This window comes from Pseudomonas sp. SDO5532_S415, from assembly GCF_054071155.1.
The window spans coordinates 1-17,330 of record NZ_JBSVWS010000132.1 but is presented as its reverse complement, the minus strand read 5'-3'; the positions used below and the strand labels follow the sequence as shown (position 1 = coordinate 17,330).

The 17,330-nt window shown below is 61.5% G+C and carries 17 protein-coding genes; 11 read left to right on the top strand and 6 right to left on the bottom strand.

The features are described 5' to 3' along the window. The first annotated feature begins 152 nt into the window (after positions 1–152). Positions 153–932: a TSUP family transporter gene (locus ACW9HW_RS22750; protein ID WP_095194783.1), complete on the top strand. Its 780-nt coding sequence runs from the start codon at positions 153–155 to the stop codon at positions 930–932. On the opposite strand, the gene nudC is transcribed toward ACW9HW_RS22750, so the two are convergent. From nudC to ACW9HW_RS22735, 3 genes are all read right to left on the bottom strand, one after another. Next, on the bottom strand, positions 900–1,730 hold the full coding sequence (gene nudC / locus ACW9HW_RS22745) for an NAD(+) diphosphatase (protein WP_095194782.1): 831 nt from the start codon (positions 1,728–1,730) through the stop codon (positions 900–902). The genes ACW9HW_RS22750 and nudC overlap by 33 nt on opposite strands. Positions 1,731–1,737: 7 nt before the next feature. Next, the gene (locus tag ACW9HW_RS22740) at positions 1,738–2,550 is read right to left on the bottom strand and encodes a crotonase/enoyl-CoA hydratase family protein (RefSeq protein ID WP_457401819.1); all 813 of its coding nucleotides are present in this window, start codon (positions 2,548–2,550) and stop codon (positions 1,738–1,740) included. 207 nt (positions 2,551–2,757) lie between these two features. Beyond that, positions 2,758–3,531, bottom strand: a complete 774-nt coding sequence (locus ACW9HW_RS22735; RefSeq protein ID WP_457401818.1) for a methyltransferase domain-containing protein — start codon at positions 3,529–3,531, stop codon at positions 2,758–2,760. Between the two features lie 187 nt (positions 3,532–3,718). Between ACW9HW_RS22735 and ACW9HW_RS22730 the strand changes: the two genes are divergently transcribed. The 3 genes from ACW9HW_RS22730 to ACW9HW_RS22720 all read left to right on the top strand — a co-directional run bounded on the left by ACW9HW_RS22730 (position 3,719) and on the right by ACW9HW_RS22720 (position 5,562). Beyond that, positions 3,719–4,252, top strand: coding sequence for a tetratricopeptide repeat protein (locus ACW9HW_RS22730; RefSeq protein ID WP_095194779.1), 534 nt, complete (start codon positions 3,719–3,721; stop codon positions 4,250–4,252). Positions 4,253–4,318: 66 nt separating this feature from the next. After that, complete coding sequence (locus tag ACW9HW_RS22725) at positions 4,319–4,804, top strand: sigma-70 family RNA polymerase sigma factor (protein WP_095194778.1); 486 nt, start codon at positions 4,319–4,321, stop codon at positions 4,802–4,804. Continuing rightward, the gene (locus ACW9HW_RS22720) at positions 4,801–5,562 is read left to right on the top strand and encodes an anti-sigma factor family protein (RefSeq protein ID WP_095194777.1); all 762 of its coding nucleotides are present in this window, start codon (positions 4,801–4,803) and stop codon (positions 5,560–5,562) included. Before ACW9HW_RS22725 ends, ACW9HW_RS22720 begins: the two co-directional genes overlap by 4 nt. Positions 5,563–5,702: 140 nt before the next feature. Here the strand turns inward: ACW9HW_RS22720 and ACW9HW_RS22715 are convergent, their stop codons facing one another. Continuing rightward, positions 5,703–5,975 carry a hypothetical protein gene (locus ACW9HW_RS22715; RefSeq protein WP_095194776.1) on the bottom strand — a complete coding sequence of 91 codons (273 nt, stop codon included), beginning with the start codon at positions 5,973–5,975 and terminating at the stop codon, positions 5,703–5,705. 192 nt (positions 5,976–6,167) lie between these two features. Between ACW9HW_RS22715 and ACW9HW_RS22710 the strand changes: the two genes are divergently transcribed. Beyond that, complete coding sequence (locus ACW9HW_RS22710) at positions 6,168–7,106, top strand: RHS repeat-associated core domain-containing protein (protein ID WP_457401817.1); 939 nt, start codon at positions 6,168–6,170, stop codon at positions 7,104–7,106. Positions 7,107–7,129: 23 nt separating this feature from the next. On the opposite strand, the gene ACW9HW_RS22705 is transcribed toward ACW9HW_RS22710, so the two are convergent. Continuing rightward, entirely contained in the window at positions 7,130–8,428 is a 1,299-nt protein-coding gene (locus ACW9HW_RS22705; protein WP_095194775.1) for an ATP-binding protein, read from the bottom strand. Positions 8,429–8,432: 4 nt separating this feature from the next. Further along, positions 8,433–9,134 (bottom strand): response regulator transcription factor, encoded by a 702-nt coding sequence (locus ACW9HW_RS22700; protein ID WP_137806283.1) that lies wholly within the window; start codon positions 9,132–9,134, stop codon positions 8,433–8,435. A 291-nt stretch (positions 9,135–9,425) separates the two neighbouring features. Between ACW9HW_RS22700 and ACW9HW_RS22695 the strand changes: the two genes are divergently transcribed. From ACW9HW_RS22695 to ACW9HW_RS22670, 6 genes are all read left to right on the top strand, one after another. Continuing rightward, complete coding sequence (locus ACW9HW_RS22695; RefSeq protein WP_095194773.1) at positions 9,426–10,583, top strand: efflux RND transporter periplasmic adaptor subunit; 1,158 nt, start codon at positions 9,426–9,428, stop codon at positions 10,581–10,583. A 15-nt stretch (positions 10,584–10,598) separates the two neighbouring features. Continuing rightward, positions 10,599–13,697: a multidrug efflux RND transporter permease subunit gene (locus ACW9HW_RS22690; protein WP_457401816.1), complete on the top strand. Its 3,099-nt coding sequence runs from the start codon at positions 10,599–10,601 to the stop codon at positions 13,695–13,697. 191 nt (positions 13,698–13,888) lie between these two features. Further along, positions 13,889–14,530 carry a DUF1345 domain-containing protein gene (locus ACW9HW_RS22685; protein WP_457401815.1) on the top strand — a complete coding sequence of 214 codons (642 nt, stop codon included), beginning with the start codon at positions 13,889–13,891 and terminating at the stop codon, positions 14,528–14,530. A 77-nt stretch (positions 14,531–14,607) separates the two neighbouring features. After that, the gene (locus ACW9HW_RS22680) at positions 14,608–15,447 is read left to right on the top strand and encodes an AraC family ligand binding domain-containing protein (RefSeq protein ID WP_457401814.1); all 840 of its coding nucleotides are present in this window, start codon (positions 14,608–14,610) and stop codon (positions 15,445–15,447) included. A 52-nt stretch (positions 15,448–15,499) separates the two neighbouring features. Further along, positions 15,500–16,108: a LysE family translocator gene (locus ACW9HW_RS22675; RefSeq protein WP_457401813.1), complete on the top strand. Its 609-nt coding sequence runs from the start codon at positions 15,500–15,502 to the stop codon at positions 16,106–16,108. A 135-nt stretch (positions 16,109–16,243) separates the two neighbouring features. Continuing rightward, complete coding sequence (locus ACW9HW_RS22670) at positions 16,244–17,269, top strand: LacI family DNA-binding transcriptional regulator (RefSeq protein ID WP_457401812.1); 1,026 nt, start codon at positions 16,244–16,246, stop codon at positions 17,267–17,269. Positions 17,270–17,330: the final 61 nt, after the last annotated feature.

Genomic DNA, 17,330 nt, shown 5'->3' with positions numbered 1-17,330 from the left:
GGCTCGCTCCCACAAGGGGAACGCATTTCAACTGTGGGAGCGAGCCTGCTCGCGAAGAGGCCATACAGGTCGCCGCAAAGGCGGGATATGGGTAAGATATCGGCCCTTCCCCGCAGCCCCTTTGCTGCACCCCTGCCGATTAAGCCGATTCCATGCCTTTCGAACTCAGCGTTGACCTCACCACCCTGGCCATTCTGGCCCTTGTCGCTTTCATTGCCGGATTCATCGACGCCATTGCCGGCGGCGGCGGTCTGTTGACCACCCCGGCCTTGCTCACCGCCGGCCTGCCACCGCACCTGGTGCTGGGCACCAACAAGCTCAGTTCGACCTTCGGCTCGGCCACCGCCAGTTTCACCTTTTACCGTCGCAAGCTGTTTCATCCCCGGCAGTGGATGCACGCCATCGTCGGCACCCTGGTCGGCGCCCTGACCGGTGCCGTGGTCGCGCATTACCTGCCGGCGGAATGGCTGAACAAAATGCTCCCGGTGATCGTCTTCGCCTGCGGCCTTTACCTGTTGTTTGGCGGTACGCCGAAAGCGCCGCTGGACAGCAACGCACCGATCAAGAAAAAGTGGCAATCGACCCAGGGCTTCAGCCTCGGTTTCTACGATGGCGTGGCCGGACCCGGCACCGGTGCGTTCTGGACCGTCAGCAGCCTGCTGATGTACCCGATCGATCTGGTCAAGGCCAGCGGCGTGGCGCGCAGCATGAACTTCGTCAGCAACATTGCGGCGCTGTCGGTGTTCGTGTTTTCCGGGCAGGTGGACTGGATCATCGGCCTGTGCATGGGCCTGTCGGTGATGGTCGGCGCCTTCTTCGGCGCTCGCACCGCCATCAGCGGCGGCGCGAAATTCATTCGTCCGGTGTTCATCACCGTAGTGCTGGGGCTGACCGTGCGGCTAGCCTGGCAACACTGGTTCAGCGTGGCCTAAACGCCGCGCCACGTAGACGTCGATCAGGTAACGGGCTATCGAGCGAGAAGCCGGCAACGGCGGCAACGCGTGAACGTTGAACCACTGGGCGTCTTCGATTTCGTCTTCCTGACAGACGATTTCGCCGCCGGCGTACTCGGCATGGAAGCCGAGCATCATCGAGTGCGGGAACGGCCAGCACTGGCTGCCCATGTACTGGATGTTCTTCACGTCGATCCGCACTTCTTCGCGAACCTCGCGAATCAGGCAGTCCTCGGCCGATTCGCCTGGCTCGGCAAACCCCGCCAACGTGCTGTAGACCCCGGTGACGAACCGCGGCGAGCGTGCCAGCAGCACTTCATCGCCTCGGGTCACCAGCACGATCATGCTCGGCGAAATCCGCGGGTAGCTGCGTAAATCGCAGGGCTGACAGTACATCGCCCGTTCACGCGGCACCTGGGTCATGGCCTGACCACAGTTACCGCAAAAGCGGTGTTCACGGGCCCAGGTACCGATCTGCGCGGCGTAACCGAGCACCTTGTAGACCGTGTGATCGCCTTCGAGCATGAACGCCCGCAGGCCTTTCCAGTTGCAGCCCGACACTTCGCTGTGACTGCGCAACTCCAGCAGGTACACCGGCTCGCCATCAAGATGACCGATCCCGTGTTCGGCGAGTATCGACAGGTCCTGGCGCTTGAGCCATTCACGGGGGAACAACGCGCCGTTGTCATCGAACAGGAAGCCTTCGGGGCTACGCGCCACGGCCCAGCCGCCAGGTTGATCGGTGTCCAAAACTGCAGTGGTCCAGCGTGAAGTCATTTTTCAATCAATCCAGAAATTCGGGTTTCTGTTTGCTCATATGGGCGGCCATGGCCACACGCAAGTCGGTGGATTGCAGCATGGCGGCGTTCCATGTAGCGACGTATTCGAGGCCGTCATCGATGCGATGGTCGCGCATGTAGCTGATCATCTCCTTGGTGCCGGTGACGGCAATCGGCGACTTGCCTGCAATCTCGCGGGCAATGTCCATGACGCCGTCGAGCAGGCTGGTGGTGTCGCTGTAGACGCGATTGACCAGGCCCATGCCACGCGCTTCGTCGGCGCCGAAGGTGCGACCAGTGTAAGCCAGTTCACGCAGCATGCCGTCACCGATGATTCGCGGCAAGCGTTGCAGCGTGCCGACGTCGGCAGCCATGCCGATGTCGATTTCCTTGATCGAGAACTGCGCGTCTTCGGCGGCGTAACGCATGTCGCACGCGGCGATCAGGTCGATGGCACCGCCCAGGCAGTAACCCTGAATGGCCGCGAGCACGGGTTTGCGGCAGTTATCGACGGCATTGAACGACGCCTGCAAGGTGAGGATCTTGCGTCGCAGCAGACGCGCATTACGCCCGACGTCCTTGCCCAGTTCATTGGCCACGCCAGCCAGCATCATCAGGTCGATGCCCGAGGAAAAGTGCTTGCCGGCGCCGCTGAGGACCACCACGCGCACTTCGTCGGTGTCGTCGACCCACTGGAAGATCTCGACGATTTCGCTCCAGAACGCAGCGTTCATCGAGTTGATCTTTTCCGGGCGATTGATCTGCACATGAGCGATTTTATCGACCAGTTCGACGGTGAACGCGGTGTATTGAGACATGCCGGTGATCCTTTTAGCGGGCAAAAAAAGAGACCCGACTATAACAAGGCATGGAGGTGGGCAGTAAGGCAGTGGTTCGGCCAAAAGCGGGACTGCTTTTGGACATAGGGTGTCTGGGCGGGCCTCTTCGCGAGCAGGCTCGCTCCCACATTTGAAATGCGTTCCACTGTGGGAGCGAGCCTGCTCGCGAATGGCCGCACAACCGATCTAACTGCCCTTCACCGCCACAAACACCGCCGTTTCATAGGGCACCGTCACCACATCCCGCCCCCGCAGCCCAGGCTCACCCGCGATCATCGCCCGGATCTGTTCATCAACCTTCGCCCGCTCAGCCTCCGGCAGCGCTGCGATAAAACTGGTGGAGCGCACCCGATTGAAAATCACATCCTCCGGCGACCCGGTATGGCCATGGCTGAAATGCTGCCCCTGCAACGGCCCGAACGCCGGGTGCGGAAACACCCGACGCCAGGCCCCGGTGTAATAACGCGGCGTATCGCCTTGCAGCGCGTTGACGATCGCGTCCAGTTTCGGCACCCAACCGACGCGGGTGTCATGCAGGTTCCACACCAGCCCCAGCTTGCCGCCGGGCTTGAGTACGCGGGCGATTTCGTCTAGGGCTGCGCCGCTGGCGAACCAGTGAAACGCCTGGGCACAGACCACCGCATCCACCGAGGCATCCGGCAAGGGCAAGTCCGTCGCCGTGCCGTTGACGGCCAGGACGTCGGGAAATGCCCCGGACAGTTTTTCAAGCATCTGTACCACCGGCTCCACGGCGATGACTTGTGCGCCGGTCGCCACCAGCCGGCCGGTGAACTTTCCGGTGCCGGCGCCGAGGTCGACGACGGTTTTATCCGCATTCAACCCGAGGGTGCCCGTCAACCAGTCACCTACCTGCGGCGGATAGTCCGGGCGCCCGCGCACGTAAGTATCGGCGCCGGTCTTGTAGCCGGCGGCCGCCGCGTGGTGAATGTGATCTTTCATGGCGAAACTCCGGATCGACGAACGATGCCAACGAGCATAACCCTTCGATTTGAGCTTTCCTTGCACAGAACGCCACAAAAAAATGAATAATTGTTCACGCTGTGGTGTTCAAGTTAAGCGGGTCACCGGCTCACGAGTTTTTCGGCCTGTTCGATGTCCCAACCCTGACACCCCTGGAGCATTGTCCATGATTAGCCGTTATTCGATGTTCACCGTTGCGCTGACATTGGCGACTGTCCTGCCCGGCTCGCACGCCTGGGCCAACGGCGAGGAAGACACCCCGGCCAAACCCCAGTGCCCCAGAGATCAGGTCTACGACCCCAAGTCGCACAAATGCGTCAAGCAGACCAGCAACCGGGTGTCCGATGCAGACCGTACCGATTACGCGTATCGACTGGCCAAGGACGGACGCTACGAAGAAGCGCTGGCATTGCTCGACACACTCAAGGAACCCCGCACCGCCAAGGCCTTGAACTATCGCGGCTACGCCACGCGCAAACTGGGGCGCACCGATGAAGGCATCGGCTTTTACCTGCAATCGGTCAAGCTCGACCCGCACTACGCAAAGGTCCGCGAGTATCTCGGCGAAGCCTACGTCATCAAGGGTCAACTGGATCTCGCCCGGGAACAGTTGCAGACAATCAAATCGATCTGCGGCAACACCACCTGCGAGGAATACCAGGACCTGGCCGAAGCCATCAACGACTCATCGAAAACCTGATATTTCGAAATAACGGAGGCCGTTATCGCCAGCGATCAGGCAATACGGACAGAACTGGGCCAGCACCTGGCGCGTTTGTGGCGCTACGGCCTGCTGCTGTCCCGGCAGCGGCACGTCGCCGAAGACCTGGTGCAAGCCACCTGCGTGCGGGCGCTGGAACGGGCCGGGCAATTTGAGTCGGGCACGCGCATGGACCGTTGGCTGATGAGCATTCTGCATTCGATCTGGCTCAATGAGGTGCGTGCGCGGCGGGTGCGTCACGGCCAAGGCACAATAGAGGGTGATGAGGTGTTGTCGTTCGACGGTGAGTACGTGGCGCAAACCCATGTCATGGCGGCGCAAGTCATCCGCCGTGTGGATGCGCTGCCTGAAGCCCAGCGCGAAACGGTGTTTCTGGCCTATGTCGAAGGCTTGTCCTACCGCGAAGTCGCCGACGTGCTGCAAGTGCCCATCGGCACCGTCATGAGCCGCCTGGCCGCCGCCCGGGGCAAACTTGCTGAATACCCGCCGTTGCAGTCTGTGTCCAACCCTTTCACCGGAGAACGTCGATGAACGCGTCAATCCCGGATGAGCAACTGGTGGCTTACCTGGACGACCAACTCGACGCCGAACAGCGCCGGCGCATCGACGCGGCCGTGGCCGAAGACCCGATGCTCGGCCTGCGCCTGCAATGGCTCAACCGCAGCAGCCTGCCGTTCAAGGCGGCCTACGATGAGTTGGGGCACCAGGCGCCGGTGGATCGCCTGCAAGCCATGCTCGACACCCTGCCCTCGCCGGCCCGTCCGGCACTCAATCGCCGCTGGTTCCTGGCGGCGGCGGCCGGGTTGGTGGTGAGTGGCGTGCTGGCGGACCGCCTGTTTTTAGGCTGGCAAGCGAGCCAGGAAAATAGCAGCTGGCGCCAATTGGTGGCGGACTACATGGTGCTTTACGTCCCGCAAACCCTTGAGCATTTGCCCAACGACGAAGCCGCCCAGCGCCTGCAACTTCACACCATCGACAAGCGCCTGGGCTTGCACCTCGCGCCCGCGCAGTTGACCTTGCCCCGCGCCGAATTCAAACGCGCGCAAATCCTCGAATACGATGGCGTCCCCATCGCCCAGATCAACTTCCTCGATCCGATCCATGGACCGATGGCGCTGTGCATCACCCGTTCCAACAGCGGCAGCCGGGACTTCGCCCAGGAGCGCCGGCACGAGATGAACATCGTTTACTGGGCTGACATGGAACATGCGTGGATGTTGATCGGACGCAATCCGATGGCGGAGCTGGAGGGCATGGCCAAGGCGTTGCGCACCCGCTTAAGTGCGTGATGAGCCCTTTGTGGCGAGGGAGCTCGCTCCCGCTCGGCTGCGAAGCAGTCGCGAGACCTGCGCGCCGATGACTGAAATAATGCCGGGGCCGCTTCGCGCCCCAACGGGAGCGAGCTCCCTCGCCACAGAATCGCCGGCGATCAGACAGACCTGCTGCCAGCTCCAGACTTCACAAGATCCTGCGCCCTCGGAAATTCCCCTGAAGAATCCAGTACCAACGTGTATTTCACCTTGTCGCCCACGAAAAACTGATCCTGTCCCCCCGGCGTGAGATTGGGGCCGATCCTGACCGCCAGCCTGGAACAGCCGTCATCCGGCATGACCATGGCGAACTTCGTCCACAGGGTATCGACCCAGACTAGCCTGATCGCGTTGATCGTCCCTTTGCCAATGCTTGTTGTTGGCGCTTCCATCTCCACCCTCCAGTCATCAGTGCGTGGCGCGACAGCCTGACTGCGTAAGGGCCATGAAACGCCTCAATGATAAAGCTGACTACTGTCAGGTTTGACAGATGCGACGTTTACTAGCAGTTCTGATAGTTGTGCGAAACTGAATATGCATTGAAGCTGGAAACAGACTCTCACAGCCTCAATGGAGCAAATGCTATGGCTGTTCTCCCAGGAATCACGGAGTTTTGCCGCTACCAACACGACGCCATGGATCGTCTTGCCGCCATCCAATCATCAGGCCAGACAAGCGTCCAGCGCTTCTACTGTAACGCTCACCTGATCACGGAAATCCAGGACAAGGAAAGCCACCGTATTTTCCGGCACGGCGCTCAATTGTTGGCGCAACAACAGAATCGGAACAGCGGTGCCAATACCACATTGCTTGCGACCGATAAACAAAATTCGGTCACTAACGCGTTCGACGCCACAAGTCGTCAAACCAATGCCTACACACCTTACGGTCATCACCTTCCGGAAGATGGCCTGACGCGCCTGTTGGGTTTCAATGGCGAACAGGCGGACCCTGTGACCAGGCACTATCTCTTGGGAAACTACCGATATTTCAACCCTGTTTTGAAGCGGTTCAACCTCCCGGACAGGTTGAGCCCGTTTGGGGCGGGTGGGAGGAATGCATATGCTTATTGCAACGGAGATCCGGTAAATAGAAGTGATCCGACTGGACACTTTGCTGCGTTAGCCATTTTACAAACCGTAAAGATAATTTCGGCTGTAGTTGCACCACTGGCGTTCACCGGAGCCGTACTGTCGAGGCACTTTAGTGACAATGATGAACTGACTATCGCGTTATATGCGGTGGCTGGTATAGCCCTCGTAGCAGGAGTGGGATCCAAGATTGGTGTGTCAAGAATGAATCGACCTCAAGGAGGCGTGACAGCGATGGAGATGGGATTTCGCTCGACTGTCCCCCGTACAGAGCCGCCACTGAGCTACAATCAGGCAGTTTCTGTTCAACGCCGTTCAAGTGAGCTCCCCCCTCCACCGAATTATGAAACAGTGTTAAATCATCAACGCCTAAGCTTGCCAAGTGGTGTAGGGGCACAGCTATCGGAGCGTAGCTTGAACATTCGCAATTGACAGTAGCCAAATTGGACTTAGCGTCAAACCGGCGTCGGCAACCACAACCTGAACCGCGCCCCGCCCAACGGCGAGGCTTCCACGGTCAAGGTGCCGCCCTGCGCTTCCAGCGCCCGCCGACTGATCGCCAGCCCCAGGCCAAAGCCGCCTGTGGCGCGATCCCGGCTGCGGTCGAGGCGGTAGAACGGTTCGAAAATCCGCTCGCGCTCGTCATCCGGAATGCCGATGCCGTCATCGTCCACCCAGATTTCACAGCCCTTAGGGCACACCTGCACACCGATCTGGATGCGTTTTTCGCAGTAACGCATGGCGTTGCGCAGCAGGTTTTGCAAGGCGCGGGCGGTCAGGCGCGGGTCGAGGGTGAAGCGTTCGAGCTGGCCGTGCAGCAGCACGTCGATGACAATGTCCGGCGATTGCTCGTCGTCGACGCTGCCCAGGATGCTGTCGATGAATTCATCCAGCGACACTTCCACCTGTTCCGGCACCCGCGCCGGGTTTTGCAGGCGGCTGTAGGACAGCAGCTCCAGCACCAATTCATCGAGTTCGCGAATGTGATCCACCAACCCTTGCAGGCGCTGGCGGCTGGTGGCCGGCAGGTCGTCGGACAGGGCCAGGGCCAGGCCGAAATCCAGGCGGGTCAAGGGTGTGCGCAGTTCGTGGGACACCGCGTTGAGCAGGTCGCGCTGCTGGTTCAGCAGGTTTTCGATATCACCGGCCATGGTGTCGAAGACGTTGGCCAGGCTACCGATGTTGGAATGGGCGGGAATCTGCGTGCGCTCGCTCAACAGGCCCTTGCCGAACCGTTCAGCGGTGCCTTTGAGTCGTTCCAGATCGCGCCAGTGCGGCCGTAGCCACAGCAACAGGCAGGCGAGCATGGTGGCGCCGATCAGCACGTTGATGCTCCAGTACAACAGGCTGACGTCCATCGGGTCCGGCGGCACCACCATTTGCACCACGGTGTGCTCGTCCAATGGCGCCACCGCCAGGGTGCGCCAGCCCCAGTCGCCGATGCGCACCACGTTCTCGCCACGCTGCAATCGTTCCTGCTCATCGAGGGTCAAATCAGGATCGTCGTTGGCGCTGAGCACGATGTGCAACGGATGGAACTCTTTGTCCATTTCCGCCGCCAACGCTGGCCACTCTTCGGTCGGCACCGCCTTGAACTGTTTGACGATGAGGGTTTGCAGCCCTCGGGAGTAATCGAGGTTGTAGGTGAGAAAACGCTCCTGGAACACCTTGATCACCAGGTCCGGCACCAGATAGATCGCCGCGCTGTACGAAATGATCGTCACCAGGTACAGGCGAAACAGCAGTCTGAACATGACCTCAGCATTCCCATTCGGAACGGCTGAACAGGTAACCCTTGCCCCACACGGTCTTGATCTTGCGCGCCTCGCCGGCATGATCATCGAATTTGCGCCGCAGCTTGGAGATCGCCACGTCCACCGAACGGTCGGTGCCGTTGAACTCGATGCCGCGCAGGCGTTGCAGGATCTGGTCGCGGCTCAGCACTTCGCCGGCATGCCGGGCCAGCACCACCAACAAATTGTATTCGCCGCTGGACAGTTCCACCGGCTGCTCGCGCCAGGTCACGGTGCGCTCGGACAGGTCGATGCACAGGTTACCCATCAGAATGCGGTCATTGGCGGTCTGCGGTTCGCTGAGACTGCTGCGCCGCAGCAAGGTACGCACCCGGGCCAGCAATACCCGTGGTTCGCAGGGCTTGGTGACGTAGTCGTCGGCGCCCATTTCCAGGCCCAGCACCTGATCGTGGCTGTCGTCGCGGGCGGTGAGCATCAGGATCGGCAGCGTCGCGGAGTCGGCACGCAGCAGGCGACAGACTTGCAGGCCGTCGAGACCGGGCAGCATCAGGTCGAGGATCACCAGATCCGGCGGCGTGACCCGCGCCCGCTCGCGCACCTGATCGCCACGGCTGATGACGCTGACGCAATAGCCGTTGCGTTCCAGGTAGCTGGCGATCAGTTCGGCAAGGGCGGTGTCGTCTTCGACCAGAAGGATGTTGGGCATGGGTGTTTCCAGAAAGTGCAGTGGCGTCAGTCAGGGCCTCATCGCTGGCAAGCCAGCTCCCACAAGGTCCGGTGTGTACATAAATCATGTGAACACCATCAACCACTGTGGGAGCTGGCTTGCCAGCGATAGCGGCCTGACAGGCGCAATAAATTTCAAGGATTCAAGGATATACGCCCCTGCACACTCCTGAGTAAAACCCTTACACAATTTCACACAGCGCCAACAAAGCTTCACCGCTACCCTCGCCGTCGCCCAGTAGGATGCTGGGGGTCATTATTGGGGTAATTCATGTCTAAGAATCTGCTTGCCAGACTCAGCCTTCTGGCCCTGGCGTTGACGCTGAGTGCGTGCGACAAGGCCTCGACCGCCGAAGAACAGGCGCCGTTGGCCAGTGTCCGCGTCGAGACTGTCGAAGCCCGGCCGCTATCGATCACCAGTGAACTGAGCGGACGCATCGCCGCGCCGCGCATTGCCGAAGTCCGTGCCCGTGTCGCCGGCGTGGTCCTGCAGCGCACCTTCCGCGAAGGCACCGACGTGAAAAAAGGCGATGTGCTGTTGCGCATCGACCCGGCACCGTTCAAGGCTGACCTGGACAGTGCCGAAGCGGTATTGCGCAAAGCCGAGGCCAACGCCTTCCAGGCCCGGTTGCAAGAGCAGCGTTACGCGCAGTTGATCGACGACAAGGCCATCAGCGGCCAGGACTACGACAACGCCCGGGCCACTGCGCGACAGACCGCCGCCGACGTTGCCGCCAGCAAGGCCGCCGTTGAACGGGCGAAATTGAACCTCGGCTACGCCACCGTCACCGCGCCGATTTCCGGGCGCATCGGTCGCGCACTGGTCACTGAAGGCGCCCTGGTCGGGCAGAACGAAACCACGCCACTGGCGCTGATTCAGCAGCTGAACCCGATCCACGCCGACCTCACCCAGTCGACCCGCGAACTCAACGATCTGCGCCGCGCCTTCCGTTCCGGCCAGTTGCAGGAGGTCGGCCAGGGTCAGGCCAAAGCCACGCTGATTCAGGACGATGGCAGCCTCTACCCGTTGCCGGGCAAGTTGCTGTTCAGCGACATCACGGTCGACCCGGGCACCGGCCAGATCATCCTGCGCAGCGAATTCCCCAACCCGGACCTCGACTTGCTGCCCGGCAGCTTTGTGCGGGTGCGCCTGGAGCAGGCGGTGAACCAGCAAGGCATCAGCGTGCCGCAACGGGCGATCCAGCGAGACAGTGCCGGCGTCGCGCAAGTGCTACTGCTCGATGCCGAACAACGGGTCGGCCAGCAACCGGTGGAGTTGGGCGCGGTGCAGAACGATCGCTGGATCGTCACCCGTGGCCTCAAGCCCGGCGACCGCATTGTCATCGAAGGCCTGCAACACGCCAAACCCGGCGAAAAAGTGCAGATCGACGACACCCCTCTTCCACTTGCCCAGGTTTCTGGCCAGTAAGCAGGACGCTTGTTTATGCCGCAGTTCTTTATCGACCGCCCGGTGTTCGCCTGGGTGGTCGCCCTGTTCATCCTGCTGGCCGGTGCGCTGGCCATTCCACAGTTGCCGGTGGCGCAATACCCCGACGTCGCGCCGCCGCAGATCGAAATCTATGCCGTATACCCCGGTGCGTCGGCGCAGACCGTCGACGAAAGCGTGGTCAGCCTGATCGAGGAAGAGCTCAACGGCGCTGATCACCTGCTGTATTTCGAGTCGCAAAGCAGCCTCGGCAGCGCGACGATCAAGGCGACCTTCCAACCGGGCACCGACCCGGAAATGGCCCAGGTGGATGTGCAGAACCGGTTGAAAGTCGTGGAGTCGCGCCTGCCGCAAGCAGTCAATCAGCAAGGCTTGCAGGTGGAGAAAGTCTCCGCCGGCTTCCTGCTGTTGATCACCCTCACTTCCAGCGACGGCAAGCTCGACGACGTGGCGCTCAGCGACTATCTGGCACGCAACGTGATGAACGAGATCAAGCGTCTGGACGGTGTCGGCAAGGCCCAGTTGTATGGCGCCGAACGGGCGATGCGCATCTGGATCGACCCGCAGAAACTGATCGGTTTCAACCTCACCCCCGCCGACGTCAACGCCGCCATCGTCGCGCAGAACGCCCAGGTTTCCGCTGGCAGCATCGGTGATTTGCCGAGCCGCACGACCCAGGAAATCACCGCGACCATTCTGGTGAAAGGCCAGTTGTCGACCCCGGAAGAGTTCGCCGACATCGTGCTCAAGGCCAACCCGGACGGCTCGACGGTGCGCATCGCCGATGTTGCACGGGTCGAGATCGGCAGTCAGGAATACCAGTTTTCCACGCGCCTGAACGGCAAGCCGTCGACCGCCGTCGGCGTGCAACTGTCGCCGGGGGCCAACGCCCTGAGCACCGCGACGCTGGTGCGGGCGAAGATGGATGAGCTGTCGCGCTACTTCCCGGCCAACGTGGAGTACAAGATTCCCTACGACACGTCGCCCTTCGTCAAAGTCTCGATCACCAAAGTGGTCTACACCCTGCTTGAGGCGATGGTGCTGGTGTTCGCGGTGATGTTCCTGTTCCTGCAAAACATCCGCTACACACTGATCCCGACCCTGGTGGTACCGGTGGCGTTGATGGGCACCTTCGCGACCATGCTGGCCCTGGGTTTCTCGATCAATGTGCTGACCATGTTCGGCATGGTGTTGGCCATCGGCATCCTGGTGGACGATGCGATTGTGGTGGTGGAGAACGTCGAGCGGATCATGGCCACCGAAGGCCTGTCGCCCAGGGACGCGACCCGCAAGGCGATGAAACAGATCACCGGCGCGATCATCGGCATCACCCTGGTGCTGGTGGCGGTGTTCATTCCGATGGCGTTCATGCAGGGTTCGGTCGGCGTGATTTACCGGCAATTCTCGCTGTCCATGGCCACCTCGATCCTGTTCTCGGCCTTCCTCGCCCTGACCTTGACCCCGGCGCTGTGCGCGACGCTGCTCAAGCCCATCGCCAAGGGTGAGCATCACGAAAAAACCGGGTTCTTCGGTTGGTTCAACCGCCGTTTCGAGCAACTCACCACGCGTTATCAAGGCTGGGTCGCCTATGCGTTGAAACGCAGCGGTCGTTATCTGCTGATCTATGGGGTACTGCTGGTCGGTCTGGGACTGTGCTTCAGTCGTCTGCCCTCCTCGTTCCTGCCGGTGGAGGATCAGGGCTACACCATCACTGACATCCAGCTGCCACCGGGTGCGAGCAAGAACCGCACGGTGCAGGTGGTCGAGCAGATCGAAGCGCACAACGCCACGGAACCGGGCGTTGGCGACAGCACGGTGATTCTCGGCTTCAGCTTCTCCGGCAGCGGCCAGAATGCGGCGCTGGCGTTTACCACGCTCAAGGACTGGTCCGAGCGTGGCGGCGATGACTCGGCGAGTTCGATTGCCGATCGCGCCAATATCGCCCTGAGCCAGATCAAGGACGCCATGGCCTTTGCGGTCTTGCCGCCACCGGTGGATGGCCTCGGCACCTCCAGCGGCTTCGAGTTCCGCCTGCAGGACCGTGGCGGCCTCGGTCACGCCACGTTGATGCGCGCGCGCACCGAGCTGCTGGCGGCCGCCGAGAAGAGCCCGATCCTGATGAACGTGCGCGAAAGCGCCCTGGCCGAAGCACCGCAGGTGCAATTGATCGTCGACCGCAAACAGGCGAATGCGCTGGGCGTGTCCTTCGCCGATATCGGCAGCGTGCTGAACACCGCCGTCGGTTCCGCCTACATCAACGACTTCCCCAATCAGGGGCGCATGCAGCGGGTGGTGGTACAGGCTGAAGGCGATCAACGCAGTCAGGTCGAGGACCTGTTGAAGATCCACGTGCGCAACAACGCCGGGAACATGGTGCCGCTGTCGGCGTTTGTCCAGGCGAAATGGACCCAGGGGCCAGCACAGCTGACCCGCTACAACGGCTATCCGGCGATCAGCATTTCCGGCGAACCAAAGCCCGGGTACAGCACCGGTGAAGCGATGACCGAAATCGAGCGCCTGGTGTCACTCGGCCCGGCGGGACTGGGTCAGGAATGGACCGGCCTGTCGTTGCAGGAGCGTTTGTCCGGCAGTCAGGCGCCGATCTTGCTCGGCTTGTCGTTACTGATCGTGTTCCTGTGCCTGGCGGCATTGTACGAGAGTTGGTCGATACCGACCTCGGTGCTTTTGGTGGTGCCGCTGGGTGTACTCGGCGCAGTGTTGGCCGTGACGTTGCGTGGCATGCCCAACGACGTGTTTTTCAAGGTCGGCCTGATCACCATCATCGGCCTGTCGGCGAAAAACGCGATCCTGATCATCGAGTTCGCCAAGAGCCTGGTCGACGAAGGCCACGACCTGATCGACGCCACCCTGCAAGCCGCGCGCCTGCGGTTGCGGCCGATCGTCATGACCTCCCTGGCGTTCATCCTCGGCGTGGTTCCGCTGGCGATTGCCACCGGCGCCAGCTCGGCAAGCCAGCAAGCCATCGGCACCGGGGTGATCGGCGGCATGATCACCGCGACCCTGGCAGTGGTGTTCGTGCCGGTGTTTTTTGTGGTGGTGATGAAGCTGGTGCGGGGACGGCACCGGCAGGCTTAAGCCACACGCCGACCCACTGTGGGAGCGAGCCTGCTCGCGAAAGCGGTCTAACAGTCAACTTGGATGTTGGATGTGATGACGCCTTCGCGAGCAGGCTCGCTCCCACAAGGGTTCTCACGGGATTCGGGAATGTGGCCACACTCGACTGCGCTGGGCTAAGGTGTTTGCATACCCCACCCCAACGAGCCTCCATGCCCTACCTCACCCACACCCACCCGCGCCTGTCCGCCGCCACCACGCTGGGTATCGCCGCGGGCATTCTGGTCCCTGCCCATTCAATCATCAGCAAAATCCTCATCGGCTGGAACGTCGGGGTCTGGACTTATCTGGTGCTGATGCTCTGGCTCACCGTGCGCTCCAAAGCCCCGGACGTGAAACGCATCGCCGAGATCGAAGACGAAAACGCCCGACTGGTGCTGTTCATCGTGTGCATCGCCGCCATCGCCAGCCTGGCAACCATCGCCTTCGAACTGGCCGGCAGCAAAGACCTGGAAACCACCCGCAAACTGCTGCATTACGGATTCACCGCGCTGACGGTGCTCGGTTCCTGGCTGCTGATCGGGGTGATTTTCAGCGTGCATTACGCGCGGTTGTTTTACACCTGGGACGGCAAGGAACCGGCGCTACGCTTTGCCGAAGGATTGACCACGCCCAACTACTGGGATTTTTTGTACTTCTCGTTCACCCTCAGCGTGGCGGTACAAACATCGGATGTCGGCGTGGCGACTCGGGAATTACGCAAGATTGTGCTGGCGCAATCGCTGATCGGCTTTCTGTTCAATACGGCGATTCTCGGGTTTTCGATCAACATCGCTGCAGGCCTGTTCAACTGACCTTTGTGCACAAACGTTCTAGTCATTGCCCCCCTGCAGGCGTTAAATGGCTCGGTAATCCGTCCCGCAGGTGCCGCATGACCTCTCACAACTGGATCGACCTGGCCCAGGACGCCGACACCGGCATCGAGACCCTGCGCGCGCATTTCGAAGGCCACGCCTACGATCCGCACTGGCATGACAGTTATCTGGTGGGCATCACCGAGCAAGGGGTCCAGCAATTCAACTGTCGGCGGGCCAGGCATCAGAGCACGCCGGGCAAAGTGTTCCTGCTCGAACCCGGTGACATTCACGACGGCGAAGCGCCGACGGTCGACGGGTTTACCTACCGCACGTTGTACCTCGATCCGCAGTGGTTGAAGCGCGAACTCAGCGCCGTGTTCGACAGCGCGCCCGACCAGGGTGAGTTGAGCTTCGCCAACACACTGGCCAGCGACGTGCGCCTGGCCCACGCCACGAGCCTGGCGTTCGAAGCATTGCATCGGGGCGAGCTGAAGATCGTTCGCCAGACCGCCCTCGACGGCTTGCTCGAACGCCTCACCACGCACCTGCACTGGCGCGCCCGTTATGCCAACGACCCGCGCTTGCCGCTGGTGGCGCAAAAGGCTCGGGACTTTCTGCACGCCCATGCCCACGAAGACATCGGCCTCGACCAGGTGGCCGCCGCTGCAGGGGTCGATCGCTTCCGCCTGACCCGCGCCTTCAAGGCCGCTTATGGCATCGCACCCCACGCATATCTGGTGCAGTTGCGCCTGGCCACGGCCCGACGGATGCTGGCCCGGGGCGAGCAACCGGCAGCGGTGGCCATGGCGCTGGGCTTTGCCGATCAGAGTCATCTGGGACGCTGGTTCGTGCGCGCCTACGGCCTGACGCCGGCGTTGTACCGCAAGCGCTGCTCAAATCTTCCAGACCGCTGATTCGCCGCAGGTGAAGATCGGCTTCAACGATCTTCACCGGAGTTTGCCTGCGATGTTTGCCTCTTTCCCCACGTTATTGCCCTTCCTGTTGTTTGCCTTCGTGGCTTCGATCACGCCCGGCCCCACCAACATTCTGGTGTTGAGCAACAGCGCCCGATACGGATTGACCGCCGCGGTGCCGATCATCTTCGGTGGCTGTGCCAGCGCCGCGCTGCTTGTGCTGCTGGTGGGCAGTGGCGCGGGCGCATCGCTGGCTTCTTTGCCTGGCGTACACACCGCGATGCAGTGGATTGGCGTGGCGTGGCTGAGTTATCTGGCCTGGCAGATCTTCAGCGCCCCGGCGCAGGGTGTTGAAGCCTTGGACAGTCAGGCCCGCCTCGGCATGCTGGGCGCCGCGAGCCTGCAATTGATCAACCCGAAAACCTGGATGATGGCGCTGGCGGTTGTCAGCGTGTTCGCCGGGGGCGGCGAGCAGCGGCTGACCCATGTGATGTATTTGTCCCTGGCGTTTTTCCTGATTTCGCTGCCGTGTCTTGGCGTCTGGGCCTTGCTCGGCGCAGGCTCGGCGCGCTGGTTGCGCTCGCCCCGGGCGATGCAACGCTTCAATCGCTGCATGGCCCTGTTACTGCTGGGATCGGCCTGGCTGAGCCTGGTGATCTGACGTCCAGCCGTCGGCCATTGTCGGACAATGTTCATCGAAGGACTTGACGGCAGATTGGCTTTTGGTGTCTTCTGAAACCGGTTTCAGCGATCCGATCGCACGAACCCTATAAATCCAATAACAAGGTTTCAGCCCGTGAACGATTTCTCCGCCGCCCAGCGCAGCCGCGTCACCATGCTCGATGTGGCCGAACACGCCAAGGTCTCCAAGGCCAGCGTGTCGCGGTTCATCGGTGACGACCGCGCCCTGCTCTCCGACGCCATTGCCCGGCGCATCGAACAGGCGATTGCCGAATTGGGCTATCGCCCGAATCAGATGGCCCGCGGCCTGAAACGCGGGCGCACGCGCCTGATCGGCATGTTGGTGGCCGATATCCGTAATCCTTATTCGATTGCGGTGATGCACGGGGTGGAGACCGCCTGCCGTCAGCACGGCTACAGCCTGGTGGTGTGCAACACCGACCGCGACGACGAGCAGGAACGCCAGCACCTGGCCTTGCTGCGCTCGTACAACATCGAAGGCCTGATCGTGAACACCCTGGGCCATCACCGCGACGAATTGCACGAACTGCACCGGGAAATGCCGCTGGTGCTGGTGGATCGCAAGGTCGAGCACCTTGAGAGCGATATGGTCGGGCTGGATAACCCGCAAGCCGTCGACATGGCCCTCACGCATCTTGAGGAGCGTGGCTATCGTGATGTGTTGCTGGTGACTGAACCGTTCGATGGCACCAGTTCGCGAATTGAACGGGTGACGCGGTTCAAAGCGCAGATCGCGCAGCGCTCGACGCTGAGCGGGACGATCATCGAAACCGGCAGCGAGCTGACCGCGAACCTAAGATCCTTCCTCGACACACCCGGCCCCGGCCCGAAAGCGTTGTTCTGTGCCAACGGCATTGCGGCGCTGGCCAGCACCCATGCCTTGCGTGAACTTCAGTGCAGGCTGTTTGAGGACGTGGGTTTGATTGCCCTTGATGATCTGGATTGGTACCCGCTGGTGGGCAGCGGCATCACCGCCCTCGCCCAGCCGACGGAGGAGATGGGCGCGAGTGCGTTTGAGTGTCTGCTCAAGCGTTTGCGCAGGGATGACGGGCCGGTGCGGACCCTGGATTTTTCGGCGCGGTTGATTGTGCGGGGTTCTACCCATGGAGTTTTTCGGTGATTGTTCGGGCCTCTTCGCGAGCAGGCTCGCTCCCACATGAGGTCCTGTGTTCACAGATCCA

What these genes read in the sequence shown, in the direction of transcription:
- ACW9HW_RS22750 (WP_095194783.1), top strand. Translation starts at nt 153, where the DNA reads ATGCCTTTCGAACTCAGCGTTGACCTCACCACCCTGGCCATTCTGGCC.
- nudC (WP_095194782.1), bottom strand. Translation starts at nt 1,730, where the DNA reads ATGACTTCACGCTGGACCACTGCAGTTTTGGACACCGATCAACCTGGC.
- ACW9HW_RS22740 (WP_457401819.1), bottom strand. Translation starts at nt 2,550, where the DNA reads ATGTCTCAATACACCGCGTTCACCGTCGAACTGGTCGATAAAATCGCT.
- ACW9HW_RS22735 (WP_457401818.1), bottom strand. Translation starts at nt 3,531, where the DNA reads ATGAAAGATCACATTCACCACGCGGCGGCCGCCGGCTACAAGACCGGC.
- ACW9HW_RS22730 (WP_095194779.1), top strand. Translation starts at nt 3,719, where the DNA reads ATGATTAGCCGTTATTCGATGTTCACCGTTGCGCTGACATTGGCGACT.
- ACW9HW_RS22720 (WP_095194777.1), top strand. Translation starts at nt 4,801, where the DNA reads ATGAACGCGTCAATCCCGGATGAGCAACTGGTGGCTTACCTGGACGAC.
- ACW9HW_RS22715 (WP_095194776.1), bottom strand. Translation starts at nt 5,975, where the DNA reads ATGGAAGCGCCAACAACAAGCATTGGCAAAGGGACGATCAACGCGATC.
- ACW9HW_RS22710 (WP_457401817.1), top strand. Translation starts at nt 6,168, where the DNA reads ATGGCTGTTCTCCCAGGAATCACGGAGTTTTGCCGCTACCAACACGAC.
- ACW9HW_RS22705 (WP_095194775.1), bottom strand. Translation starts at nt 8,428, where the DNA reads ATGTTCAGACTGCTGTTTCGCCTGTACCTGGTGACGATCATTTCGTAC.
- ACW9HW_RS22700 (WP_137806283.1), bottom strand. Translation starts at nt 9,134, where the DNA reads ATGCCCAACATCCTTCTGGTCGAAGACGACACCGCCCTTGCCGAACTG.
- ACW9HW_RS22695 (WP_095194773.1), top strand. Translation starts at nt 9,426, where the DNA reads ATGTCTAAGAATCTGCTTGCCAGACTCAGCCTTCTGGCCCTGGCGTTG.
- ACW9HW_RS22690 (WP_457401816.1), top strand. Translation starts at nt 10,599, where the DNA reads ATGCCGCAGTTCTTTATCGACCGCCCGGTGTTCGCCTGGGTGGTCGCC.
- ACW9HW_RS22685 (WP_457401815.1), top strand. Translation starts at nt 13,889, where the DNA reads ATGCCCTACCTCACCCACACCCACCCGCGCCTGTCCGCCGCCACCACG.
- ACW9HW_RS22680 (WP_457401814.1), top strand. Translation starts at nt 14,608, where the DNA reads ATGACCTCTCACAACTGGATCGACCTGGCCCAGGACGCCGACACCGGC.
- ACW9HW_RS22675 (WP_457401813.1), top strand. Translation starts at nt 15,500, where the DNA reads ATGTTTGCCTCTTTCCCCACGTTATTGCCCTTCCTGTTGTTTGCCTTC.